Source organism: Lacticaseibacillus daqingensis (assembly GCF_003946115.1).
In the GTDB taxonomy this organism is placed as follows: Bacteria; Bacillota; Bacilli; order Lactobacillales; family Lactobacillaceae; genus Lacticaseibacillus; species Lacticaseibacillus daqingensis.
The window spans coordinates 204,902-229,441 of sequence record NZ_RHOH01000003.1; the positions used below are offsets into that span (position 1 = coordinate 204,902).

Below are 24,540 nucleotides of genomic sequence, written 5' to 3' on the forward strand. Positions count from 1 at the left end.
GCCGACCTGATTCGAAAATTTTCGAAATACCACTTGCGCCGGCGACCGCTTGCCGCTACAATTTAGATGAAATTCGAAATAGGAGGTGCGTCATGGCCCTGAATGAGACGCTCAAAGCCATCAATGACCCGGTTCGCCGGGCGATCCTTGACCTGCTCAAAACCAGCGACTGGACCGCCGGAGAGATCGCCGCGAATTTTGACCTCGCCCCGGCCACGGTGTCCTACCACCTCAAGCTGCTGCGTGAGGCGGGCCTGATCACGCTGAACAAGGATAAGAACTTCATCTACTACAGCCTGAACCTCTCCGTGTTTGAGGAGCTGCTGGGCTGGATCTATGCCTTAGGAGGTGGCCCCCATGACCGCTAAATCTGCGCGCCGCACGCTGGCGCAAACCATTCCTGTCATCCTCGCCCCCACCCTGTACGGGGTGGCCGTGTACGCCCAACTGCCGGCCCGCATCGCCGTGCACTGGGGCCTGAACAATCAACCCGATGGCTGGCTGCCGCGCCCAGGCGCCGTCTTCGGCCTGCCGCTTCTCATGGTCGTGTTTCAGCTGATCGTGGTGCTGGCGCCGCGCGATACCGCCAAGGCGCCGCGCTTTGAGCGCGTCACCCACTGGTTGATGCCGGTGCTGACGGTAGTGCTGTACCTCGTGACGATTCAAATTGCGCTCGGCACGGCCATTGACGTCTGGCGGGTGGCCACGCTGCTGATCGGCGCGATGTTTCTGGCCATGGGCAACTACCTGCCCACGGTGCCGGCCGACTACGGTGCGCACTGGCCCAAGCGGCGCACCCTCAGCCGCCGCGCCGCGCGGCTTGAAGGTCACGTGATGGTAGCCGGTGGGCTCGCCATCCTGATCAGCCTGCTGCTGGGGCCGCTGGCCGCCGCCCTGGTGCTTGCGGTCACCTGTGCGGGCCTGCTCGTAGTCCCACTGCTATACCGCTAATTGCCTAAGTCAAAAACGGTCACCGACGCCGCGCAACGTGCGCACACTCGGTGACCGTTTTTGATTGACATCGCTAGGCGTACATCGCCTGCACGATCGCCTGGGCGCTGGCCACCTGAGTCAGCTTGCCCGCAATTTGGCCGGCCATCATCGTCCCGTGGTCGACGTCCCCGGCGATCGCGCGGCCCAGGCTGCCGTCCAGCAGCGCGTGCAGCGCCGCGGCGTCCGCCCCATCAGCCTCGGCCGCAAAGTACGCGGCGGTCAGCGGGTTGGCCAGGCAGCGCACGGCATCCCCCAGCGCGCGTCCCGTGACCACCGTGGCGGTGTCATCGGCCGCGATCAGCGCCTGCTGGTACGCCGGCGCGATGGGCGTCTCCTGGGCCAGCAGAAAGGCCGTGCCGCTTTGCACCCCGACCGCACCCAGGGCTTCGGCTGCCCGCACACCGGTACTGTCCGCGATGCCGCCGGCGGCAAACACCGGCAGGTCGACCGCGGCGGTCACCTGCTGCACCAGGCTGAACGTCGTGCTGGTCCCGATGTGGCCACCGGACTCCATCCCCTCGGCCACCAAGGCGTCCACGCCCAAGGCCACCATTTTGCGCGCGACCTTGACGCTTGGGATCACCGCCACCACCTTGGTGCCGACCGCCTGCAGCGCCGCACAAAAGGCCTTGGGGGTGCCGGCGCTAGTAGTCACGACCGGTACCGGGTGTTCGATCAGATACGGGATCAACGCGGCCATGTTCGGCTGCTGCAGCATCAGGTTCACCCCAAAGGGCTGGTCCGTGGCCGCGCGCACCGCCGCGATGGCAGCGGCGAGCGTGGTGGGCGTCAAGTCCACCGTGGTCAAAACACCGAGGCCGCCCGCGGCGCTGACCGCGCTGACCAACGGGGCGGTTGAAAGCTGTGCCAATGCGCCTTGGATCAAAGGGAGGCGCGTCCCAAGAATTGTCGTCATGCGTGTGCTGTCCTTTCCTTACCGTGCCCCCTCCGCAGGGTGGCACCGCTTAAAAACCGCCGCTCAGTCCGTTTTGGTTGGAATGAAGGGCTTGATCATGTCTGCCAGGGCCTCGACGTTGCGCGTCTGCAGGTAAACGCGGCCGGTGCCGGCGAAGCGGTTGACCAGACCCTCGCCAGTGGTGAACCCAAACGTCCCGCTGGCCACCTCGATGTGGTAGTCCAGGCTGGTCGACCAGGTCCAGCGGGATCAGGTCCCCGTACGCGCTGATCAGCATTTCCCCTTCACCCTGGCTTTCCATGATGAAGAACCCGCCGGTGCCGCCGAACAGGGCGCGGCCCGCGCTTTGGCTGACCATCTGGTAGCTGGCGGTGCTATCGGCGGCCAAAAAGGCGCCGGTGTTCAGGCGCCACTGGTGCGTCGCGTCCACGGGCAACGCCGTGATCGGCCCCGGGTTGCTCGGGGCGATCGCGATCTCGCCGGCGTCTGCGGTGCTGGTAGCGGTGGTGATGAAAAACGATTCGCCCGAGGTCATGCTGCGGCCGATGGCGCTCATCAGGCCCCCCAGTCCCGTTTTGCCGTTGCTGTTCATCTTGCCGGCCAGCGCAATGCGGCCGTTGTGGTAGATCATTGCCCCGGATTCGATCTGCACGCTTTGGCCCGCGTCCAGCCGGACCACTGCCACCGGAAACGGGCTTTCGCCCTTCAGTGTGTACTGCATCGTGTCCTCCTTCATGCCCCACGCACACGGGGGCTGCGACTTCGTTCAAGAACTCACGTCTACCTCTAGTGTACGCGCTACCAAGCGTTTTGGGTAGCCCACCGTCAACGGACAAATCGGCGCATCTGTCCGTGTCGCGATGATTGTGATTTTTGTATCATGACCGTATCAACTGAAACTCGGAGGCAACTGATGAAAACTAACTTTGATTTCTTAATGCCAAGCGTCAACTTCTTCGGCCCCGGCGTCATTGCCAAGATCGGCGCCCGCGCCAAGATGCTGAACATGCGCCGGCCCCTGATCGTCACGGATAAGTTCCTGGCCAGCGTGCCGAACGGCCCCGTCACGCAAACGCTGGCGTCACTGGACGAAGCCGGCGTGGCCTACGCCATCTACGATGAGGTCGAGCCCAACCCCAAGGTCCGCAACATCCAGGCGGCCAAGGCGCTGTATCTGGCCGAGCACTGCGACAGCATCATCACGGTCGGCGGCGGCTCCGCGCACGACACCGGCAAAGGCACCGGCATCATTTTGACCAACGGTGACGACATCACCACGCTGGCCGGGATCGAAACGCTGGATAACGCCCTGCCACCGCTGATGGCGGTCAACACCACCGCCGGCACCGGCTCCGAGCTGACGCGCCACTGCGTGATCACCAACGAGGCGACGCACCTGAAGTTCGTTGTCGTGTCCTGGCGCAACATTCCACTGGTGTCCTTCAACGACCCGGCCCTGCAGCTGGACGTGCCGGCCAAGCTGACCGCCGCCACCGGGATGGACGCCTTCGTGCAGGCGATCGAGCCTTACGTGTCCACCAACCGTAACGCCATCACGGACGGGCAGTGCCTGCAGGCGATCCGCCTGATCGAACAGTCGCTGCGCCAGGCCGTCGCCAACGGGCACGACCTGGACGCCCGCACCAAAATGGTGGAGGCCGAGATGCTTGCGGGGATGGCGTTCAACAACGCCGACCTCGGCTACGTGCACGCGATGGCGCATCAGCTGGGCGGCCAGTACGATGCGCCCCACGGCGTCTGCTGCGCGCTGCTGCTGCCGATCGTCGAGGAATATAACCTGATCGCCTGCCCGGACCGCTTCGCGGAGCTGGCCCGCGCCATGGGCGAAAACACCGATGGGCTGAGCACCCGCGAAGCCGCGGAGCTTGCCATCAAGGCGATGCGCCAGATGGCCAAAGACGTGGGCATTCCGGCCTCCATCAAGGCCTTGGGCGCCAAGCCGGAAGACTTCCCGCTGATGGCCGAAAACGCCTTGAAGGACGGCAACGCCTTTTCCAACCCGCGCAAGGGCACCAAGGAAGACCTGATCGCGCTGTTCCAGCAGGCGTACGACGCCGAATAATTGATTCACCCACAAGGCCGCCGCGTGCGGCCTTTTGCGTCGACAATGGTATACTGAACATGCCCCGCACGTTGGGGAGAAAGGAAACGAATCATGCAAACCATCACACTTGCCGACCGCACCGTCCCGGCGCTGGGCATGGGCACCTGGGGGCTCGGGGAAGGCAGCGCTGCCCAACGCCAACAGGAGCGCGCCAGCCTGCAGTGGGGGCTCGACCACGGGCTGACCGTGATCGACACCGCCGAGATGTACGGCGACGGCGCCGCCGAAACCCTAGTTGGCCAGGCGATCCAGGGCACCCCGCGCGACCAGCTCACGCTGATCTCCAAGTTTTACCCGTGGCACGCGACGGCCCGCAAGATGCGTAGCGCCTTAACCGCCAGCCTCAAGCGCCTGCACACCGACTACCTGGACGTTTACCTGCTGCACTGGCGCGGCACCACCCCGCTGCGTGAGACCCTGGCCGGGCTGGCTGAGTTGCAGCAGGCCGGCCTCATCCGCGCGTACGGGGTGTCCAACTTTGACGTGGCGGACCTCAAGGAAGCGGCCGGATTGCCCGGCGGCAGCGCACTGGTGGCCAATGAGGTGCTGTACAACCTGGCGGCGCGCGGCATCGAGGTTGACCTGCTGCCGTACCATCGCGCCCACCACCTGACGACCATCGGCTACTCGCCGTTTGGCTCAGGCAACGGCCAGCAGATCGCCCTGCCGCGCCCCGTGCAGGCGCTGGCCAAGGCCAAGGGCCTGTCCCCGTGGCAGCTGATGCTGGCATGGACGCTGCGTACCGGCCAGGTCCTCACGATCCCCAAAGCCGCCAGCCTGGCACACATGCAGGCCAATCACGCGGCGCTAGCGGTCACCTGGACTCCGGCCGAGCTGGCCGTTCTCGACCACGCGTTTCCCGCGCCAACGCACAAGGTGCCGCTGGCGATGATTTGATGTCTCTGATCCAGTCCCTCAAGGAGGTCCTCGAAGATGAAAGTATTCGTCGCCGGTGCCCACGGCCAAGTCGGCCAGCACCTTGTTGCACGCCTTTTAGACAATGATGACACGGTGATCGGCGGCTACCGCGACCCAAGCCGGCAGGCCGGCCCGTCAACCGCCGAGTTCACGCCGGTCGCCTTTGACCTGACGGCGCCGGTGGCCACGCTGGCGCAGGCGATGGCCGGCGCTGAAGCCGTGATTTTTGCCGCCGGGTCACAGGGCAAGGACCTGCTGGCCGTTGACCTGGATGGCGCGGTCAAAACCATGGAAGCGGCTGCGGCCAACGGCATCAGCCGCTTCATCCTGCTGAGCGCCTTTGCCGCAGACGACCGGACCCAGTGGCCTGCGCCGCTGACCAACTACTACATCGCCAAGCACTACGCCGATGAGTGGCTGCGACATCGCACCACGCTGGACTACGTGATCGTGCAGCCGACCACGCTGACCAATGCGCCTGCGGCCGGCACCATCAGTCTGGCCCCCGCCCACGCCACTGAGATCAGCCGCGCGGACGTCGCCACAGTGCTGGCGGCCAGCCTGGTTGCCGACCTGCACCGCGAGACGCTGAAGATCACCGGTGGGTCGATTCCGATCGCCCAAGCATTTTAGGGTAAAGGAGCCAGTCATGACTGTTGGGCAAAAATGTCGGGCAACGCTGGCAGCGACCGCGACCTATCTGACCACGCATCACCTCAAACGCTGGGTCAAGCAGACCTTGTGGGGCCTTGGGGCGCTGGCCGTGTTGCTCGTAGGGGCCGCGCTTTTGTGGCGCTTGCAGACCCAACCCCAGGCGGCCGCCAAGGCGCCGCACGCAAGCCGCGCCGCCACTTCCCACCCGCGCACCACCGCCTCATCCAGCCAGGCGTCAAGCCAAAAAGCGGTCGCGGTCAGCAGCGCCCCGGTCATCGACTGGCAGGCCCCATCCGAAAACAAGCCTTACCCGACCGTTGCCGATCACCCGCACCTCAGTATCGTGGTGTCGCTGGCCGATCAGCGCGTGTACTTCAAGGACGGCGCCACCGTCTTGTACACCATGTACGCCTCCTCGGGGATCAACAACACGACCCCGCGCGGGCAATTCGCCATTCAGCGCGAGCGCGGCGACTACTTTTACAACCCTCGCGAGCAGATGGGGGCGCACTACTACACGAGCTTCCTCGATCACGGCACGTACCTGTTTCACAGCGTGCCCACCGACCCCAGCGGCCACTACATTGCCGCCGAAGCCGCCAAGCTCGGCAAGGAACCCGGCTCGCACGGTTGCGTGCGCCTCAGCATTCCCGACGCCAAGTGGCTCAACGAAAACGTGCCGACCGGGGTGCCGGTGACCATTCGCTGACTTGACGGCTGGCTGCGGGGGTGCTAAAGTATCAATTATCTTATAAACGAACGGAGTGACGCCCATTGAAGTAAGCCCATTGTTGATTGTAACCCTGACCCACAGCGCATCGGCGCAGTCTGCGGTTTTTCGACAATGGCTTACCTTAGACGGGCACGTCCTCTCTAAGGGTCAGTCTCGGGGTTCCCGACCTGGCCTTTTTGCGTGCTGTGGGTCCTCACCGACAACTTTGTCGACTGGAGGCCAATCATGCCAACGATTCAACTCACCCATTTCACCTTTGGGTTTGCCACGCAAGCCCAACCGCTGTTTCAAGACGTCAGCCTGAACCTGGACACCGGCTGGCACCTCGGCCTCGTCGGGCGCAACGGCCGCGGCAAAACAACGCTGCTGCGCCTGCTGCAAGGCCAGCTCACCGGCCGCGGCACGCTGGTGATGCCGCGCACCGCGCCGTATTTTCCCCAACCGATCCTTGACCCCAGCCAGCTGACGCTGGACGCCATGCAGGCCGTCAGCACCGCCGAGCAGTGGCAGCTTGAGCGCGAACTGCGCCAGCTCAACGTGGACCCGGCGATCCTGTGGCGTCCTTACGCCGATCTGTCCGGTGGCGAGCAGACCAAGGTGCGCCTGGCGTTGCTGTTCGCCCTGCCCGACCAGTTCGCGCTGATCGACGAACCCACCAACCACCTGGATGCGGCCAGCCGGGCGCAGGTCGCCGCATACCTGAAGCGGCAAAGCGGCTTCATCGTGATCAGCCACGACCGCGACTTTTTGGATGCCGTCACCGACCACACGCTGGCGCTGGACAAGCAAACCGTGACACTGACGGCAGGCAACTATTCCGCCTATGCCAGCGCGAAGGCCAACCAAGACGCCTTCGAACAGGCCACCGACGCGAAGTTGCGCCAGGACATCGCCCGGCTGAAGCAAACCGCGCGCCAAAAAGCGCAGTGGGCCACCAGCCGCGAAGGCGACAAGCACGGCGACCCCCACCAGCCCGGCTCCGGTGCGGTGGCCAACAAGGGCTTCATCGGCGCCCGTGCGGCGCGGGTGATGCAAAAGCGCAAGAACCTGGAACACCGTCTGGACCGCGAGCTGACCGCCAAGGCGCAGCTGCTGCAAAACATCGAGACCGTGCCGGCGCTCACGCTGAACACGGTGCCCGACCACCACGAGGTTTACCTTGACGTGCAAGACCTGTGGCTCGACTACGACGGCCAGCCGCTGTTCGCTCCGGTCAGCTTCACCCTGCGGCGCGGCGACCGGCTGGCCCTCGTCGGCCCCAATGGCAGCGGCAAGTCCAGCCTGATCGCGGCGTTGCTGCACCAGTTCACCGGCACCGTGCATGGCACCATTCGGATCCCTCAGTCGCTCACGCTCAGCGCGCAACGGCAGACCTATGGGGATAACCGCGGGCCGCTTCAGGCCTTCGCTGCGGCCCACCACCTGGATCACGAAACGTTTTTGAACAACCTCAAGAAGCTGGGGGTGCCGCGCGAGGCGTTCACGCTCCCGATCGAGCACCTGAGCGCCGGCCAGCAGAAAAAAGTCGAGCTTGCGCGCTGTCTGGGCACGCCCGCCAGCCTGATGATCTGGGATGAGCCGTTGAACTACCTGGACCTGGCCAACCAAGAACAGCTCACGGCCAGCGTCCTGGCCCACCAGCCAACGCTGCTGGTGGTCGAGCACGATGCCGCCTTTATCCACAAGGTCGCCACCCAGATCGTCACGCTGACGCCCCCGACTGGGGATAAGTGACCCCACTGGGGATAACGGCACACCGGCGAGTCACTTATCCCCCAGCGGTGGGAAAGCCTGTGGGTAACCGGCCGTCGAGTGGTGCAGTTTGTTGCATCATTCCCTGATTTAACTCAAAAAAAGACTGATAATGGGGCGTATATCCCTGTTATCAGCTTTTTTTATTCCCATTGTGGGGAATATCTCTCTACTACATCAACTTGGCCGCTTCCAACAGCGCCGCCTGGGCGCGCGCCGGCACGCGCCCCAGTGGGTCCAGCCCCACATTGAGCAGATAATTGATCCCCAACGCGTTCAAGTGCTGGCGTTTGCCCGCAATGGCCGCCGGCGTCAGCCAGTCCTGGTCATGCGCCGAATATCCCCACGAGTGGTTGGTGGTGCCGGCGGACTCGTACAGCCCGTGCGGCGACGGCTTGGCCCCATTGAGCGCGTTGTAATCTACTTGGGCTGGGGCCACCAGCGCGTCAGGCACCTCGTTGTCGCCCAACTCGACGTAATCGTAGGTGCCATTCCCCAGCCGCGAGTTGATCAGGCAGTCCGGCTGCGCCGCCTTGACCACCGCGTACAGCGCCTGGCTTTGCGCCGTGCTGAGCGTCACCGGCACATCGAACCAGGCGGTCGCAATATCGCCGTAGTGCGTCATCAGCTCGCGGACCTGGGGCACGATTTTGGCGTCAAAGCACTGCGCATAGTCCTTGGCGGCCACATCGGGAAAATCCCAGCGGTTGTCCCAGGTGACGCCAGCCGCCGTGCTCGGGTCCGCGGTGTAGCCGCCGCCGTTCGGCTCGTGCCAATCCAGATCCTGTGAGTAATACACGCCAAAGCGCAGCCCCGCGGCCCGACACGCGGCCGCGAGCTCGCCGATCACATCCCGACCAAACGGCGTGGCAGCCACGACATTGTAGTCATCCACTGCGCTATCGTACAGCGCAAAGCCATCGTGGTGCTTGGCGGTCACGACTAGGTACCGCATCCCCGCCGCCTGCGCCAAGGCGACGAGCGCCGGCGCATCAAAGTACAGCGGATCAAACGCCGTCGCCAGCTTGCCGTACTCGGCGTTGGGGATCTGCCGGTCCGCCTGGAGCCACTCGGCGTACCCAGTGGTGAGCTGCCCGCGGTACTCCCCGGCCAGCAGGCTGTACAGCCCCCAGTGGATCATCATGCCGTACTCGGCGTGGCGGAACCAGTCCGTGTGTGTCGTTGTCATAAGCATCGCCTCCTGTTTGGGCTAGCATACCACGCCAGCGCGGGGCAACCAGTCCAAAAAAACTGGAACGCGGCAGGTTTCCCTTGCCCGTTCCAGTTTTTCTATTCGTTAGACTTCAGCGCTTCGATCATGTCGACGCGGCGCAGCTTACGGTGCGTCACGCCCATCACGATCGCGGTGAAGGCGATCATCAAAAGCGTGGCCGCCACCATCCCGGGCCAGCGGATCACCACGGGGAAGATCACCATCGGTGTAGCGGCCTGCTTGAGGATGAAGGCCAACAGCGCCCAGCCGGCCCCGTAGCCAAACACGATGCCGATCAGCGTCATCACGATGTTTTCCCGCACGATGTACATCGTCACCTCGCGGTCGAAAAAGCCGAGCACCTTGATGGTCGACAGCTCGCGAATGCGCTCGGAGACGTTGATGTTCGTCAGGTTGTACAGGACAACGAACGACAGCACCCCGGACAGCAGGATGAAAATCAGCACCACCGGCGTCATGGTTTGCGCCATCGTGTCGATGCTGGTCAGCTGATCGCTGGTGAAGCTGGTGCCCAGCGCCTCACCGTCGGCCAACAGCGCATGGGCCAGCCGGTCCTGCTGCTTGGCCGTGGCGGCCTTCAACCGCACCAGCAGCCCCGAGACTTTGGCGGGCTGGCCGAACGCGGCGCGGTAGGCCGCCGGGCTCATGTAAGCGAACACGCCCATGTAGTTCGGCGTGACCGCGGCGACCCGGACGCGCACTGGGGCCCCGTTCGTCGGCGTGAAGGTGACGTGCGCACCTGCCTTGACGCCCAGGCGCACCGCGATTTTGCGGCTGATGATCAGGCCGCGCGCCGGAAGCTTGGCGCTCAGCGTCACATAGCGGTCAAAATGCGTGGTGGTCAGCGGGGTGAACAGGTTGACCTCATTGATCTGCGCGCCATTGGCGGTCGCCTTGCCGACGGTGGTGGCGATGGCGGCCGCGCTTTGGAACCGCGCGTCCTTGGCCAGCACCGTGCGCGCCGCTTGGTCGTGGCCGGCCTGCTTCAGCGCCACCAGCGCATCGTAGTGGAACACGCCGCCGTACTGCGCGGTGGCCGTGGCGCTGATCGAGTCGCGCAGCCCGAAGCCGGTCAACAGCAGCGCCGTGCCCCCGGCAATGCCGACGATGGTCATCACCATGCGGCTCTTATACCGGAACAGGTTACGGTAGCTGACCTTCTGGTGAAAACTGAGCCGGCGCCACAGCGGCGTGATCCGCTCCAGCAGGATGCGCTTGGCCGACTTCGGGGCCCGGGGCCGCATCAAGGCCGCCGGTTTTTCCGCCAGCTCCCGGCGCACGACGATGATGGCCGCGCCGACCGTGGCCAGCAGTGCGAATGTCATGGCAAGCGCAAAGATGCCCCACATGAACGGCACCGTCACCACCATTGGAATGCACTGGTGATACAGCGAGATCACCAGCCGCGGCAGGGTCAGGTTGCCGATGACGCCGCCGAGCGTGGCGCCGATCACCCCGGCCATCAGCGCGTAGGTCAGGTAGTTGCGCGCGATCGCCCACTTGGTGTAGCCGAGGGCCTTGAAGGTGCCGATCTGGCCGCGCGCCTCCTCGACCATGCGCGTGATCGTGGTGAAAGTGATCAGCGCCGCGATCAGGAAGAAGAACACCGGGAACACGTTAGCGATGGCCGCAATGCGCTCCGATGAGTCCCCGTAGGCGGTAAATCCGGACAGGTCCGCACGCGTCTGCCAGGTGTATGTGGTTTTAGCGGCCGCTTCGGCCCGCTGGCGCGCCGCGGTCAGCTGCTTCTGGCTGGCGGCCAACTGCGCCTGTTGCGCGGCCAGCGCCGGCGTGCTCGTGACGGCCCCGCCGGACTGCGCGGCGAGCTGGGCCTGCGCGGCCTCAAGTTGGGCCTGGCCCGCATCGAGCTGCGCCTGCTGGGCATCCAACTGCTTGGTCGCGGTGGCTAACAGCGCCTTGGTGCGTGCCGCGGCCCGAGGTTTGAACACCCGCTTGAGCGCTTCGGTGCGCGTTTCGACGCGGTCGGTGTAGGCGTCGCTGTATGTGTTCACAGTTTGCAGGTCAGCAAAGCGCACGTTCAGCAGCGTGGCCACAGAGAGGTTCATCTGCGCGGCGGGGATGTAGGCAAAATACCGCACGGTACCGTCCCCCACATTGGCGGCCCCACGACTCGCATAGTCGATGTACAGCGGTGAATCCGCGAAGCCGACCACCGTGTAGCTGCGGCGCTTGAGTTGCGCACTGGCATCGAAGCGGTAGGTGTCCCCCAGGTGGTAGCCGAAGTCCCGCCGGGCGCGCTCGTCCAGCACGATCTCGCCGGCCTTGGTCGGCAGGTGCCCGGCCCGCAGCGTCAGCCGGTTCTGCGTCGCGCCTTTGGTGTAGCCGTACAGCGCCACCACGTTATCATCGGTGCCCCCGGTGACAAACTTGAACTTGACGGTTTCGGCCTTCGCGCCTGCGACCTTTTCGGCCGTGGTCACATCGGCCTGGGTGAACCCGGTAGTCGACAGCAGCTGCACATCGCTCAGGTGGCTTTGGGTCACCGTGGTGTGCATCGAGTCGTTGAGCCCCGGCCCCGCCGCCTTGACGCCGACGAAAATCAGTGTGCCCAGCAGAATGATCAGGATGATGGCGATGAAGCGCCCGAGGTTGGCGCCGATTTCACGCCACATGTTTTTGGTCATGGGTTTCATCGCGCTCACCACTCGATTTCTTCGACCGGCACGGGGGTCGGGTTGTCCTCAACCGAGCGCACCCGAGCGTCGTTGATGCGGATGACCCGGTCGGCCATCTTGGCCAGTGCCGCGTTGTGGGTGATAATAAGGACCGTTTTGTTGTCGCGTCGGCTCGCCGTCTGCAGCAACCCCAGCACCTGCTTGCCGGTTTCGTAGTCCAACGCCCCGGTCGGTTCATCGCACAGCAAAAGCTTCGGGTTCTTCGCCAGCGCCCGAGCGATCGCCACGCGTTGCTGCTCGCCGCCGGACAGCTGGGACGGGAAGTTGCTCAGCCGCTCACCGAGCCCCACCTCGCGCAGCACCGTGGCCGCGTCTAGGGCGTCTGAGACGATCGAGTTGGCCATCTCCACGTTTTCCAGTGTGGTCAGGTTGGGGATCAGGTTGTAAAATTGGAACACAAAGCCGACTTGCTCGCGGCGGTAAGCCGTCAGCTGGCGGTCGTTGAACTTGGCGATGTCCACGCCGTCGATGATCACCTGGCCGCTGGTCGGTGTGTCCATGCCGCCCAAAATGTTCAGCACGGTCGACTTGCCCGCGCCGCTGGGGCCGAGGATGACGGTCAGTTGCCCTTCCTCACAGGCAAAGCTGAGATCGTTGTTGGCGACAATTTCCGTTTCGCCCATTTGATACCGCTTGAATTCGTTGCGCACTTCGATATAACTCACGATTAGCCTCCATTAACTGCACACAGTGTTGGTATAATCATATTATGCCTGCCTGACCCCCACGCGACAAGCGGCAGTTACCCAGCGCTTTGTTATCAATTAGACACTTATGCCCCATTATGTTGAAAGGAAGCCCTCATGGTCGGAACGAAAAATAATCGGCGCACCCAGTACACCAAGGCGCGCCTGCGCAAGGCCCTGGTCAATCTGCTGGCCACCACCCCGCTGGAGAAAATCACCGTCACGGCACTGTGCGCCGCGGCGGACGTCAACCGCGGCACCTTTTACGCCCACTACGCGGACCCCACCGCCTTATTTCACGCCGTCGAAGCCGACCTGTTGGCGACCATTCGGCCCCTGATCGGCGGTCCCGAAGGCGATCTGACCGGCTGGTTGCCCGCCGTCCTCACCGTCATTCGGCAGGAGGACGCGGCCACCCAGCTGATCCTCGCCAACCTCGCCGACTCGACGCTTTTGCAAACCATTCTCGACCCGCTGCGTCACCGCACCATGGCCGAGTACAGTCGCTGGTTCGGCACCGACGATCCCGTTATGCTGAACTACTACTTCGAGTTTTGCCTCAGCGGCGCCATTCACGTCATTACCACCTGGCTGCGCACTGGTGCGCGGGAGACACCGGAACAGATCGCCACTGTGATCGGGAACATGGCCCCGGGCTGAGCGCAAGCGTCCCAGCCCCGGCCGGCTGCCCCAATCCCTTATAATAAAAGGGAAAGGAGCTGTTTTTTATGACGACCAAAATTGGGTTCATTGTTGGGAGCCTGCGCGAAGGCTCATACAACCGCAAAGCGGCCAAGGCCTTCGCCGCGCTGTTGCCGGCCGACTACGAGGCCGTGTGGCTGCCCATCGGCGACCTGCCGTGGTACAGCGAGGACTTAGACACCGCCACCCCACCCGCCGAGTGGCAGGCGCTCCGCACCGCGGTGGCCCCGCTTGACGGCATCATTTTCTTCACGCCGGAGTACAACCGCTCCGTGCCCGGCGTCCTTAAAAATGCGCTGGACGTGGGCTCACGGCCGTACGGGCACAACGTCTGGGGCGGCAAGCCGGCCCTCGTTGTCAGCGTGTCCCCAGGGGCCATCGGTGGGTTTGGGGCTAACCATCACCTCCGCCAAAGCCTGACCTTCCTCGACATGCCGACCCTCCAGCAACCCGAGGCCTACATCGGCAACGTGGCCAAGCTCATGACCGATGAGACCCACTTCATCGACGGCACCACCCAGTACTTCCAGCTGATCCTCACCAAGTACCTCGACTTCATGAACCGCCTGATCTAAGGTATGTTTTAAGATCCCGGACTCCGGTCCAACCAGTGACACTTCCAGCTCCGGTGGGTGGTGGCGGAACGCGTGGGGCTCCCCCGAGCCAAAGTGCGGTCTCGGGAACCGCCCTTGTTGTAAGCCAGCAAAGTACGCCGACTAACAACAATTTCACGCTGGCTCGCCACCCGCCTACGCTTCCAGTGTCACTGGCTGAACCTCCGTCCTCAATTTGTGAACCATCCAAGTATTGTCATGAATGGCCGCATTGACTGGCCAATACCCATCGAGATTCACGTCAAAATATTTCGCACATCTTTCAAAACTTACCTTCACGGCACCACCGCACGCTAAAGCGGCCTGGCTAAAGAGGCACAAAAAAAACCGCCACAAGGGCGGTTTTCTTTGTATTACAGCTTGTTGACGTTAGCCGCCTGTGGGCCGCGGTCGGACTGTTCTACATCAAAGCTTACGGCTTGGCCTTCGTCGAGCGTCTTGTAGCCGTCACCTTGGATAGCGGAGAAGTGAACGAAAACGTCCTTGCCATCTTCACCAGTGATGAAGCCGTAACCTTTGTCAGCGTTGAACCATTTAACTGTACCTTGTTGCATTGTATGAATCTCCTTCATATTAAACCAAATTTGTGACAAACAGCCGGTAATCAATGAAAGAAATCCATTAATGCCAATACACTTCTGGCTCTCAATTCATCTATCACGGTGACACTAGTATACCACGTTCCGTGAGAAACACCTAATCTTTTGTCCCCACCGCAATTTCCGGGCGCGCACCACTTCGCCAGCCGGGCCAATGCCCCCTCGATCGGTGCGCCAGTGCCCGCCCGTTGACGCGCTTACCAGCCCTGGGCAAACATCGCATCGGCCACTTTGGTGAACCCGGCGATGTTGGCCCCGGCCATGTAGTCGCCAGGCACGCCGTACTCCGCGGCCGCCGCCACGGACTGGGCAAACAGGGTTTCCATGATCTGCTTCAGTTGCCCGTCAACGGTTTCGAAGCTGTCGCTCATGCGGCGCGAGTCCTGGCTCATTTCAAGCGCGGAAACGGCGACGCCCCCTGCGTTCGCGGCCTTGGCCGGACCGTAGTACACGCCTGCCTGCGCGTATGCCGCGATGGCTTCCGGTGTGGACGGCATGTTGGCCCCTTCCGCCACGGCGATCACCCCGGCATCGATCAGGCGCTTCGCTTGGGTCGCATCAATTTCGTTTTGCGTTGCACACGGCAGCGCCACGTCATACGTCAGGTCCGCATCCCAGACGCTCCCCTCGTAGTAGGTCGCAGTTGGCACGACATCTGCGTAGTCGCTCATGCGCCCGCGTTGCACTTCCTTGATGCGCCGCAAGCGCGCCACATCGATACCGGTTGGGTCGACGACGTAACCGTTGGAGTCACTGGCGGTGATCACGGTGGCGCCGTATGCTTGCGCCTTTTCGATCGCGTAAGTGGCTACGTTGCCGGCGCCGGACACGACGATCTTTTTACCCGCCAAGCGCTTGCCGTTCTCCTTGAGCATGGCTTCGGTGTAATAGATCAGCCCGTAGCCGGTTGCCTCAGGCCGCGCCAGGGAGCCACCATAGCTCAACCCCTTGCCGGTCAAAATGCCGCGCTCAGCCCCGCGCAACCGCTTGTACATGCCATACAGGTAGCCGACCTCGCGGCCACCGACCCCGATGTCCCCGGCTGGCACGTCCAGGTCCAGCCCGATGTGGCGCTGCAGCTCGATCATGAAGCTCTGACAAAAGCGCATGATCTCAGCATCGGATTTGCCCTTCGGATTAAAGTCCGCGCCCCCTTTTCCACCACCGATGGGCAGACCGGTCAGCGCGTTCTTAAAGATCTGCTCAAAGCCCAGGAACTTGACGATGGACAGGTTCACGCTGGGATGGAACCGCAGGCCGCCCTTGTACGGGCCGATGGCTGAGTTGAACTGCACACGAAAACCGCGGTTCACTTGCATGTTACCCGCGTCATCCTGCCACGCGACCTGAAACTGAATCGCGCGCTCTGGTTCGGTGATACGCCCGAGAATGTTCGCCTTAATGTACTCGGGATGCGCCTCAAACACCGGGGTGATCGTCTTCAAGAAGTTGCCGACTGCCTCCTGAAATTCGGGTTGATGCGGGTCACGCTTAGCCACCGTTGCCTGAATCGTTGCGAGATAATCCGTTGCCTGAGTCATAATTTCACCTGTCCTCACTTAATTTTCTGTTTAGTTTACCACATTAGAAAGCGCTAAGACGCCTTGACGCACAAACGACACGAAAAAAATATCGTTCGGGTTTAGCCGAAGAACGCCAAACAGCTCGGACCGCCCATGAAGCGGGGTCCGAGCCGTTTGGTGACGTGCTGATCACGCCATCGATCAGTCCTTGGCACTGAGGGTGGAATGGCGAATACCATACGCGAGGTACACCACCAGCCCGATCAGAAACCAGCCGCCGGAGTATAGCTTCGCCTGAATGTCGAGGCCCAAGAAGACGATCAGCGCCCCAATGAAGGCCAGTGCTGGCATCACCGGGTAAAACGGCATCTTGAACGCCGGGTCCGCAATGTCCTGCCCTTCGCGGGGGCGCAGGCGGTAGATGCCCAGGCTCACGAACATGAACGCGATCAGCGTCCCTGCCGAGATCAACTGCGCCAAAAACTGGAACGGGAAGAAGGCCCCGATCACCACCCCGATCACGGCCAAAACGCCCAGCGCGTGATTCGGTAGGCCCTTGTCCACCGTGAGTCGGCCCAAAAAGCGCGGCAACATGCCGTCACGGCCGAAGCTGTACAGCAGCCGACTGCCCGCCATCATCATGCCGATCAGCGCGGTGAACATCCCCACTACAGCCACGGCCTCGATGACGGTGGCCGCCCCTGTGAAGCCGGCGTGCCGCAGCGCCCAGCCGACCGGGTCGGCGACGTTCGCGTAGTGGGAGTAGTGGAACATCCCCACCAGTACCAGCGACACCGCCATGAACAGCGTCACGGCGATGATGAGGCTGCCGATGATCCCGCGTGGCATCGTTTTTTCCGGGTCCTTGGCTTCCGCGGAGTTGGCGGCGATCGAGTCGAACCCGATGTACGCCAGGAAAATCATCGACACGCCGGCATAGATGCCGCGCCACCCACCAAACGCGGTGCCGTTCGGGTTCAGGTGGAAGCTCGGAATGAACGGGACGTAGTTGGCCCAGTGCAGCTTGGTCAGCCCGATCCCCACAAAGGCGAGGATCGCGATCACCTTGAGCACCACCAACACATTTTCGACCCGCGCCGCCTCGGTCACCCCACGCGACAGGATCACCGCAACGATCACGATCACCCCGACGGCGACAAGGTCGACGACCCCACCATCGGTGCCCATCGGATTGCTTAGGCTCTTGGGTAGGCTGAGGCCGAACGTTGTCAGCAGGCCCCGGAAGTTGGCGGACAGCCCCGAGGCCACGAAGGCCACGGCGATGAAATACTCCGCCAAAAGCGCCCAGCCGGCGATCCAACCGAACACCTCACCGAACACGACGTTGATCCAGGAGTAGGCGGAGCCGGCAAACGGCATGGCCGCCGCCATTTCCGCGTAGGCAAAGGCGACCAGGCCGGCCACGATCGCCGCCAGCAAACACGACAGTGCCACCGCCGGGCCGGCGTGGTTGGCTGCCACCACCCCCGGAAGGGTGAAGATGGTCGTGGACACGATCGTGCCGACGCCGAGCGCCAGGAAATCCTTGACGGTCAGCACTCGCGGCAGGTGGGCATCCTTGTCCTCATAGACGCTGGGGCTCTCTTTTAGGGTCATGCGTTGGAATAGCTGTCGCAACAAAACGGGGTCCTCCAGAAGTTAAAATTAGGATTCATTAGGAAACGTTGTGAAAAATCACACTCATAACAGTTTTCCATTAAGCCGGCCACTTGTCAACCTCATTGTTCAGCGCACGCAAACGGCCGTCCCCACCTGGCGTGACCCCAGGCGAACACGACCGTTTCGCATGCTTATTCAGCTGGCTCTAAGGCGGCCTTGGCAGGCGCCACCTTGTCCTTGCCGTTGGCGCGTGCCACCGCCGCCTTAATGTCGACCGGTTGACCCTTCTTCATGGCGTCGTGATACTCCGCCGTGGCGGTGAACAGCAGGTCTGACGCAGAGTTCACGGCGGTTTCAACAGAGTCCTGAATGACCCCGATGATGAAGCCGATGCCGACCACCTGCATCGCGATGTCGTTCGAGATCCCAAACAGGCTGGCCGCCATCGGGATGATCAAAAGCGACCCCCCGGCGATTCCCGAGGCACCGGTGGCCGCCAAGGCGGTCAACACGCAGAGGATCAGCGCCAGGGGAAACGAGACCTGAATGCCCAGCGTGGCACACGCGGCCAGGGTCATGACGGACACCGTGATCGCCGCGCCGCCTGAGTTGGCCGAGCCCCCCAGCGGGATCGACACGGAATAGGACTCCTCATTCAGGCCCAAGTCGGCGCTGGCCTTGAGGTTGATCGGGATGTTGACGGCTGAGCTGCGGGTGAAGAAGGCGGGAATGCCCGACACCTTCAGCGTCCAAAACGTCAGCGGGTACGGGTTTTGGCGCGTCATGGCCCACACCATTGCCGGGTACACGACCAGGTAGACGAACGCCATCGTGCCCACCAGCACCAACACCAGCTGGCCGTACTTCGCCACGCCCGCAAACCCGGTTTCGCTGATGGTGGTATAGATCAACCCAGTGATCCCGAACGGGGCGAACTCGATAATGAGCTGCGCCACACTGGTCACCGCGTGGGAAACTTCATTCACCACCTGCCGTGTTTGGGCGGAGGCGAGCCGCAGGGCAAAGCCGATCATCAGCGCCCAGAACAGAATGGACAGGTAATTGGCGTCCACGATCGCGGCCAGCGGGTTGCCCACCGCGTTGGTCAGCAGATCCGAGATCACTTTGGCTAAGCTCTGTGGGGCGCCACCGGCCACCTTCGCGGCCTGTGGCAGCACCAGGTGCACCGGAAACAGCCAAGACGCCCCGACCGCGGCAAAGGCGGACAGCAACGTGGCCGCCAGGTACATCACGACCACCGAGCCGAAGTGGTTCTGGCTCCCCGATTTGTACGCGGACACCGCCGCCATGATCAGGAAGAACACCATCACTGGTGCGATCCCCTTCAGCGCCCCCACGAACAGCTGGCCGAGCAAGCCGATTCCCGTCCAGGTGGGCACGAGGACCCCCAACAGTGACCCGATGACTAAACCGATCAGAATTCGCACGATCAATGACACACGCCGATACTTCGCAAACATTGCGCCGCCTCCTCCAGATAAGATGATGGGACTTATCGTACACGAATCGGAGACACTTGTCTACCGTTTAGCGTCAAAAATTTTTTCTTTTGGCGACAGCTGTTTCTCAATAGCAAACAAAAAACGAGCCGGTTCGCTCGTTTTAGCGGTCTGTTAGTTGGTTTTGGCGGCGCGCACCGCGGCTTTAATGGCAACCGGGTGCCCCACGCGGCGCAAGTCATGATACTCTGCGGCGGCCGTAAACAGCAGGTCCGAGGCCGAGTTGACCGCGGTTTCGACGGAGTCCTGCACCACCCCGATGATGAAGCCGATGCCGACCACCTGCATCGCGATATCGTTGGAAATACCGAACAGGCTGGCCGCCATCGGAATGATCAACAGCGCCCCCCCGGCGATCCCCGAGACACCGGTCGAGGCCAGCGCGCTCAGGAAGCAGAGCAACAGCGCCAGCAGGAAGGAGACGTGAATGCCCAGCGTGTTGCAGGCGGCCAGCGTCATGATCGAAATCGTGATGGCCGCGCCCCCTGAGTTGGCCGAACCGCCTAAGGGGATCGACACCGCGTAGGATTTTTCGTTCAGCCCCAGTGCTTCACACGCGGCCAGGTTGATCGGAATGTTCACGGCGCCGCTGCGGGTGAAAAAGGCTGGAATGCCGGACACCTTCAGCGTCCACAGCGTCAGTGGGAACGGATTCTGATGCGTCATCGCCCAGACCATCGCCGGGTACACCACGAGGTAGACGAACACCATCGTGCCCACCAGCAAGCCGACCAGCTGACCGTAGCGCGCAATGCCGCCGAAGCCGGTTTCGCTGACGGTGGTGAACAACAAGCCAACGATTCCCAGTGGCGCGAACTCAATAATCAGCTGCGCCACGCCTTGAATCGCATCGGTGATATCGCTCAGCGTCTGCCGGGTGGCCGGTTGGGCGGCGCGCAACCCCAGCCCGATCAACAGCGCCCAGAACAGGATGGCGAGGTAGTTGCCGTCGATCACCGCTTGGACCGGATTGGCCACCGCGTTGATCAGTAAGTCGTGCACCACGGTCCCGAGGTCCTTGGGCGCGCTGGCCGCGGTTTGAACGGTTTTAGGGAACACGAGGCGCACCCGCATCAGGAAGCTGGCCACCACTGCGGTCACCGCCGACAGCAGTGTCGCGCCGAGGTACAGCACGATCACGGCGCCAAAGTGCGTCTCCGCGACGGCCTCGTACTTGGAGATGGCGGTCATGATCAAAAAGAAGACCAACAGCGGCGCAATACCCTTCAGTGCGCCGATGAAAAGGTCCCCGAACAACCCGAGCCAACTCCACCCTGGCACCAGGACGCCCAGCAGGGTGCCAATCAGTAATCCGACGATAATGCGCGCGATCAAGCTGGTGTTTCGGTAACGTGCAAACATGGTCAACGCCTCCTCATTTTCTGAAACCATTTCGCTATTGGCTTATCGTAGCGAAAAACCCCGGGCTTGGCTACCTTTTTTCACGCTTTCTCAGATTATTATTCGGCTTATCCCGTCGAAAGCCATCCAAGGCTAGTAAATCTTCGAAATTCAAACCCTTTCTCGCCGAAGCTTAATCTGATCGTCCGTCATCTCACCCAAACCAAAAAAGGCCGCGGCAGGTGTCGCGGCCTCTGAGGCGATCCGGTGTCAGTCAAACACCATCTGATTATGGTACAGTTCCGCATAAAAACCATCCGCGGCCAACAGCGCCGCGTGCGTGCCCTGCTCGATGATCTGTCCATCCTTGAGCACGACGATCTTGTCGGCGTTCAGGATAGTTTTGAGCCGGTGGGCAATGACGAAGCTGGTGCGGCCCATGATGACGTTGTCCATCGCGGCCTGGATCTTGGCCTCGGTGACGGTGTCCACGTTGCTGGTCGCCTCATCGAGGATCAGCAGCCGCGGGTCGGTCAGGATCGTGCGGGCGATCGACATCAGCTGCTTTTGCCCCGCAGAAAAAACGCTTTGCTCATCGGTCACGCGCGTGTCGTAGCCCGCCGGCAGGGCCTGGATAAAGTCGTGGATGTTCGCCTGCTTGGCGGCCGCCACCACGCGGGTCATGTCCGCGTCAGGCGCACCGAAGCGAATGTTGTCGGCGATGGTGCCGGAGAACAGTTGCGGCTCCTGCAGCACGATCCCCACCGTTTCGCGGAGGCTGGTCAGCGTGAACTGGCGAATGTCGGTGCCATCGAAGGTGATGGCACCGGAGTCGACGTCATAGAAGCGGTTGAGCAGGTTCATCACCGTGGTTTTGCCGCTTCCGGTCGGGCCGACCAGCGCGACCATCTCGCCCTTGGCCACCTCGATCGTGACGCCGTGTAGAATTTCCTTGCCCGGTAGGTACGAGAAGCGCACGTTATCGATCTTCACATCGCGGTCGATGCCCGTCAGCACCTGACCGTCCGGCACGGCCACCTCGTCGGGTTGGTTACGCACTTCATCCACGCGCCGCGCACCGGTGATGGCCAGCTGGATCATCCCGTAAAGGCTGGTCAGCGTGGTCAGCGGCTGGTAGTACTGGCCGGCGTAGTTGACGAACACCACCACCAGCGCCAGCGCCGCGCCAACTTTCATCTGGCCGTTGAGCGCGAGCCATGAGCCAAAGAAGATGACGATGGCAGTATTCAACAGCGACATCCCCGCCATCAGCGGCATCAACACCCCGGACCAGATCTGGCCGGTCATTGCGGAGTGGCGCACCTTGTCGTTGTAAGGCCGAAAACCGGCGCGCGAGTCCGCCTGCAGGCCGTTGGTGATGATCACCTTCTGGCCGGTCACCTGCTCGTTGATGTAGCCGTTCAGGGCCCCGATGTCGGTTTGCTGCTGGTTGACGGCCTTGCCCGCCTTGCGCATGACGAATGCGGCCACGCCCAGAGCCAGCGGGGTCGTTGCGATCGTGACCCAGGCCATCTGCGCGTTTTGGTTGAACATCATCAACAGGATCCCGACCAGCTGGGCGATCGCCAAAAAGATGTCGATCAGTGCTTGATTGAGCGCGTTGAAGATGTTGTCGAGGTCGCTGGTGTAGCGCGCCAACACATCGCCATCGGTGTGTTGGTCAAAGTACTGCACCTTCATCCGCTGCATCTTGCGAAACAGGCCGATGCGCATCGTGCCGGTCGAGTACGCGGTGATGCGCGCCAGGATCCAGCTGGCGACGAACAGCGTGCTGGCGTCCCCGCAGTACAGCAGAATGTAGGTGATCAGCGTCTGGTGAAAGGCCGTCAGGCTCGCCTGCGCGCGGGTGGCAGGGTTGCCCCACACCTGCAGGTAGTCGGTCAGCTCAGTGATGGCGCGGCCCAGGTAGGTCGGCGCGACCACGATGCACCAGGTGCTGATGCCGATCAGGATCGCGGTGGCCAAAAAGCCTTTCCAGTAGCGGTGCAGGTAGTGGTAGTAGTACTTGCCGGCATTTTTCAGATCCGTCATCGGGCCTGCCCCCCTTCCTTGGCTTTCTGCGTGGCGTAAATTTCCTGGTACACCTGATTCGTTGCGGCCAGCTCGCGGTGGGTGCCGTGGCCGACCACGCGGCCGCCGTCCAGCACCAGGATCTGGTCGGCGCGAATGATCGAGGCGATCTTCTCGGCGATCACCACCGTGGTGGTTTGCGTCAGCTCACGGTCCAGCGCCTCCTGCACCAGCTTTTCCGAGCGCGCGTCCAAGGCGCTGGTCGCATCATCCAGGATCAGGATCTCCGGGTTGGCGATGACGCCGCGCGTGATGGCGAGGCGCTGCTTTTGACCGCCGGAAAAGTTGGCCGAGCGCTCCTCCACCGGGGCATCGTAGGCCTCGGGCAGGCGGTCGATAAACTCGGCGGCCTGCGCGATTTCCGCGGCCCGGGCCATCACGGCTGGGGTGGCGCCGGGCTGCACCTGCTGCAGGTTGCTGGCGATGGTGCCAGAGAACAACGTGGCGCGTTGCAGCACGTAGGCCACCGCGTTGCGCAGCGTCGCCTCTGGCAGGTCGCGCACATCCACGCCGCCGACCAAAACGCGGCCGGCATCGGGGTCATACAGCCGCGCGATCAGCTGGGCCAGGGTCGTTTTGCCACTGCCGGTCGCCCCGACGATCCCGATCATCTGACCGGCCTTGGCGGTGAAGGACACATCGTGCAGCGTCTCGGTCGCATCACCGGGGTAAGTGAAGGACACATGGTCGAAGGTGATGTCCCCCGCCACGTGCGTCGGTCCCGCGGCTGCGAAGGTCATGCTCGGCTGGTGGTCCAGCACCTGGTGCAGCCGGCCCATCGAGATGAAGGCGCGCGAAGCGAAGGTCATCATGAAGGCCCCGTTGATGACCGCAAATAGGATCTGGGTCAAGTAGCTGGTGAAGCTGGAGATGGCCGCCAAGTAAGTCGGATGCACCGTCACGTTTTGGCCGACCAAGTAGACGCTCGCGGCCACGGCGATGTTGGCCGACAGGAAGAAGATCGGCATCAACACCGCGAACAGCTCGCCGATCTTGGTCGTCACATCACGCAGGCGGTCGGAGGTCTTGGCAAACGTGGCGATCTGGCTTTGTTCCTGCACGAAGGACTTGACCACGCGAATTCCCATCAGGTTCTCGCGGGCCAGTGTGTTGACGTCCTCAATGTCCTGTTGCGTCTGGGCAAAGTACTTGCTCATCAGCTTGAACGTGACCACCGCGGTGCCGACGATGACGATCATCATCAAAGCGATCACCCACCACTGCATCGGCATCGTGACCAGCGCCAGGGCCAGCGCCCCGGCAAACACCAGCGGAATGCGCGTCACCTGCTGGAACGTCGCCATCACCACCTGCTGGATCTGGTTGACGTCGTTGGTCATCCGCACCACCAAGTTAGACGCCGAGAATTCCTCGACGTCCGCATACGCAAAGCGCTGCACATGGTCGTACAGATCGGCGCGCAGGTCCGTTGCCACATTCAGCGCAAGCCGCGCTGAAAACACCGTGTTCACGATCCCCGCAGCGATGCCCAAAAAGGCCAGCCCGATCAGGCCCACCCCGTAGTGGAACACGATCTGCTTATCCTGTGTCATGATGGCTTCCATGATGGTCTGCAGCATCCGCGGCTGCCACAGGGTCGCAAAGACCTGCAGCACCACGGCGAGCGTCGCGAAAATGGCATCCAGCTTATAGCGGCGAATGTATGGAATCAGTACCCTCATCGTTTCCTCCCTAAAATCTTGTCGTTCTTCCAGATTACGCGAATTGCTTATATTTCGCAAGGGGCCGCCGTCTGAACCGTGACGGCTTACTTCTATAAATAGCCCCGGCACTTGACGAAAAGTGGCCACTTCCCGTACGCT

At 62.5% G+C, this 24,540-nt stretch carries 20 protein-coding genes and 1 pseudogene; 9 read left to right on the forward strand and 12 right to left on the reverse strand.

Annotated features, from left to right (window positions below):
* Positions 1 to 92 precede the first annotated feature (92 nt).
* Positions 93 to 368: an autorepressor SdpR family transcription factor gene (locus tag EKM88_RS05785; RefSeq protein WP_125704107.1), complete on the forward strand. Its 276-nt coding sequence runs from the start codon at positions 93 to 95 to the stop codon at positions 366 to 368.
* The gene (locus EKM88_RS05790) at positions 358 to 951 is read left to right on the forward strand and encodes a DUF1648 domain-containing protein (RefSeq protein WP_125704109.1); all 594 of its coding nucleotides are present in this window, start codon (positions 358 to 360) and stop codon (positions 949 to 951) included. Before EKM88_RS05785 ends, EKM88_RS05790 begins: the two co-directional genes overlap by 11 nt.
* A 73-nt stretch (positions 952 to 1,024) precedes the next feature.
* Here the strand turns inward: EKM88_RS05790 and EKM88_RS05795 are convergent, their stop codons facing one another.
* Together EKM88_RS05795 and EKM88_RS05800 are read right to left on the reverse strand one after the other, a co-directional pair.
* A complete protein-coding gene (locus tag EKM88_RS05795) occupies positions 1,025 to 1,909 on the reverse strand; it encodes an NAD(P)H-dependent flavin oxidoreductase (RefSeq protein ID WP_125704111.1) in 885 nt (294 codons plus the stop codon).
* A gap of 63 nt (positions 1,910 to 1,972) precedes the next feature.
* Positions 1,973 to 2,630, reverse strand: a pseudogene (locus EKM88_RS05800) (AIM24 family protein).
* Positions 2,631 to 2,822: 192 nt separating this feature from the next.
* On the opposite strand from EKM88_RS05800, the gene EKM88_RS05805 reads away from it, so the two are divergent.
* The 5 genes from EKM88_RS05805 (at position 2,823) to abc-f (ending at position 8,073) form a co-directional block, all read left to right on the forward strand.
* Positions 2,823 to 3,992: an iron-containing alcohol dehydrogenase gene (locus EKM88_RS05805; protein WP_125704113.1), complete on the forward strand. Its 1,170-nt coding sequence runs from the start codon at positions 2,823 to 2,825 to the stop codon at positions 3,990 to 3,992.
* A 93-nt stretch (positions 3,993 to 4,085) separates the two neighbouring features.
* Positions 4,086 to 4,931, forward strand: coding sequence for an aldo/keto reductase (locus tag EKM88_RS05810; RefSeq protein WP_125704115.1), 846 nt, complete (start codon positions 4,086 to 4,088; stop codon positions 4,929 to 4,931).
* A gap of 36 nt (positions 4,932 to 4,967) precedes the next feature.
* The gene (locus EKM88_RS05815) at positions 4,968 to 5,585 is read left to right on the forward strand and encodes an SDR family oxidoreductase (protein ID WP_125704117.1); all 618 of its coding nucleotides are present in this window, start codon (positions 4,968 to 4,970) and stop codon (positions 5,583 to 5,585) included.
* Positions 5,586 to 5,601: 16 nt separating this feature from the next.
* Positions 5,602 to 6,315: a L,D-transpeptidase gene (locus tag EKM88_RS05820; protein ID WP_125704119.1), complete on the forward strand. Its 714-nt coding sequence runs from the start codon at positions 5,602 to 5,604 to the stop codon at positions 6,313 to 6,315.
* 249 nt (positions 6,316 to 6,564) lie between these two features.
* A complete protein-coding gene (gene abc-f, locus EKM88_RS05825) occupies positions 6,565 to 8,073 on the forward strand; it encodes a ribosomal protection-like ABC-F family protein (RefSeq protein ID WP_125704121.1) in 1,509 nt (502 codons plus the stop codon).
* Positions 8,074 to 8,263: 190 nt separating this feature from the next.
* Here abc-f and EKM88_RS05830 read toward each other — a convergent pair whose 3' ends face one another.
* From EKM88_RS05830 to EKM88_RS05840, 3 genes are all read right to left on the reverse strand, one after another.
* On the reverse strand, positions 8,264 to 9,280 hold the full coding sequence (locus EKM88_RS05830; protein ID WP_125704123.1) for an alpha-L-fucosidase: 1,017 nt from the start codon (positions 9,278 to 9,280) through the stop codon (positions 8,264 to 8,266).
* Positions 9,281 to 9,381: 101 nt separating this feature from the next.
* Positions 9,382 to 11,979, reverse strand: a complete 2,598-nt coding sequence (locus EKM88_RS05835) for an ABC transporter permease (protein ID WP_125704125.1) — start codon at positions 11,977 to 11,979, stop codon at positions 9,382 to 9,384.
* Between the two features lie 5 nt (positions 11,980 to 11,984).
* Positions 11,985 to 12,686 (reverse strand): ABC transporter ATP-binding protein, encoded by a 702-nt coding sequence (locus tag EKM88_RS05840; RefSeq protein ID WP_125704127.1) that lies wholly within the window; start codon positions 12,684 to 12,686, stop codon positions 11,985 to 11,987.
* A 138-nt stretch (positions 12,687 to 12,824) separates the two neighbouring features.
* Here EKM88_RS05840 and EKM88_RS05845 point away from each other — a divergent pair, with 138 nt between their 5' ends.
* Together EKM88_RS05845 and EKM88_RS05850 are read left to right on the forward strand one after the other, a co-directional pair.
* The gene (locus EKM88_RS05845; protein WP_125704129.1) at positions 12,825 to 13,367 is read left to right on the forward strand and encodes a TetR/AcrR family transcriptional regulator; all 543 of its coding nucleotides are present in this window, start codon (positions 12,825 to 12,827) and stop codon (positions 13,365 to 13,367) included.
* A gap of 68 nt (positions 13,368 to 13,435) precedes the next feature.
* A complete protein-coding gene (locus EKM88_RS05850; RefSeq protein WP_125704131.1) occupies positions 13,436 to 13,984 on the forward strand; it encodes an NADPH-dependent FMN reductase in 549 nt (182 codons plus the stop codon).
* Between the two features lie 392 nt (positions 13,985 to 14,376).
* On the opposite strand, the gene EKM88_RS05855 is transcribed toward EKM88_RS05850, so the two are convergent.
* The 7 genes from EKM88_RS05855 to EKM88_RS05885 all read right to left on the reverse strand — a co-directional run bounded on the left by EKM88_RS05855 (position 14,377) and on the right by EKM88_RS05885 (position 24,399).
* Positions 14,377 to 14,577 (reverse strand): cold-shock protein, encoded by a 201-nt coding sequence (locus EKM88_RS05855; protein ID WP_125704133.1) that lies wholly within the window; start codon positions 14,575 to 14,577, stop codon positions 14,377 to 14,379.
* 242 nt (positions 14,578 to 14,819) lie between these two features.
* Positions 14,820 to 16,163 carry an NADP-specific glutamate dehydrogenase gene (gene gdhA / locus EKM88_RS05860; RefSeq protein ID WP_125704135.1) on the reverse strand — a complete coding sequence of 448 codons (1,344 nt, stop codon included), beginning with the start codon at positions 16,161 to 16,163 and terminating at the stop codon, positions 14,820 to 14,822.
* A 183-nt stretch (positions 16,164 to 16,346) separates the two neighbouring features.
* Complete coding sequence (locus tag EKM88_RS05865) at positions 16,347 to 17,762, reverse strand: APC family permease (protein WP_404819961.1); 1,416 nt, start codon at positions 17,760 to 17,762, stop codon at positions 16,347 to 16,349.
* Between the two features lie 194 nt (positions 17,763 to 17,956).
* Positions 17,957 to 19,246 (reverse strand): serine/threonine transporter SstT, encoded by a 1,290-nt coding sequence (gene sstT / locus EKM88_RS05870; protein ID WP_125704138.1) that lies wholly within the window; start codon positions 19,244 to 19,246, stop codon positions 17,957 to 17,959.
* Positions 19,247 to 19,399: 153 nt separating this feature from the next.
* The gene (gene sstT / locus EKM88_RS05875) at positions 19,400 to 20,647 is read right to left on the reverse strand and encodes a serine/threonine transporter SstT (RefSeq protein WP_125704139.1); all 1,248 of its coding nucleotides are present in this window, start codon (positions 20,645 to 20,647) and stop codon (positions 19,400 to 19,402) included.
* 249 nt (positions 20,648 to 20,896) lie between these two features.
* Positions 20,897 to 22,678, reverse strand: a complete 1,782-nt coding sequence (locus tag EKM88_RS05880) for an ABC transporter ATP-binding protein (RefSeq protein WP_125704141.1) — start codon at positions 22,676 to 22,678, stop codon at positions 20,897 to 20,899.
* Entirely contained in the window at positions 22,675 to 24,399 is a 1,725-nt protein-coding gene (locus tag EKM88_RS05885; protein WP_125704143.1) for an ABC transporter ATP-binding protein, read from the reverse strand. The genes EKM88_RS05880 and EKM88_RS05885 overlap by 4 nt, the downstream gene beginning before the upstream one ends.
* Positions 24,400 to 24,540 lie beyond the last annotated feature (141 nt).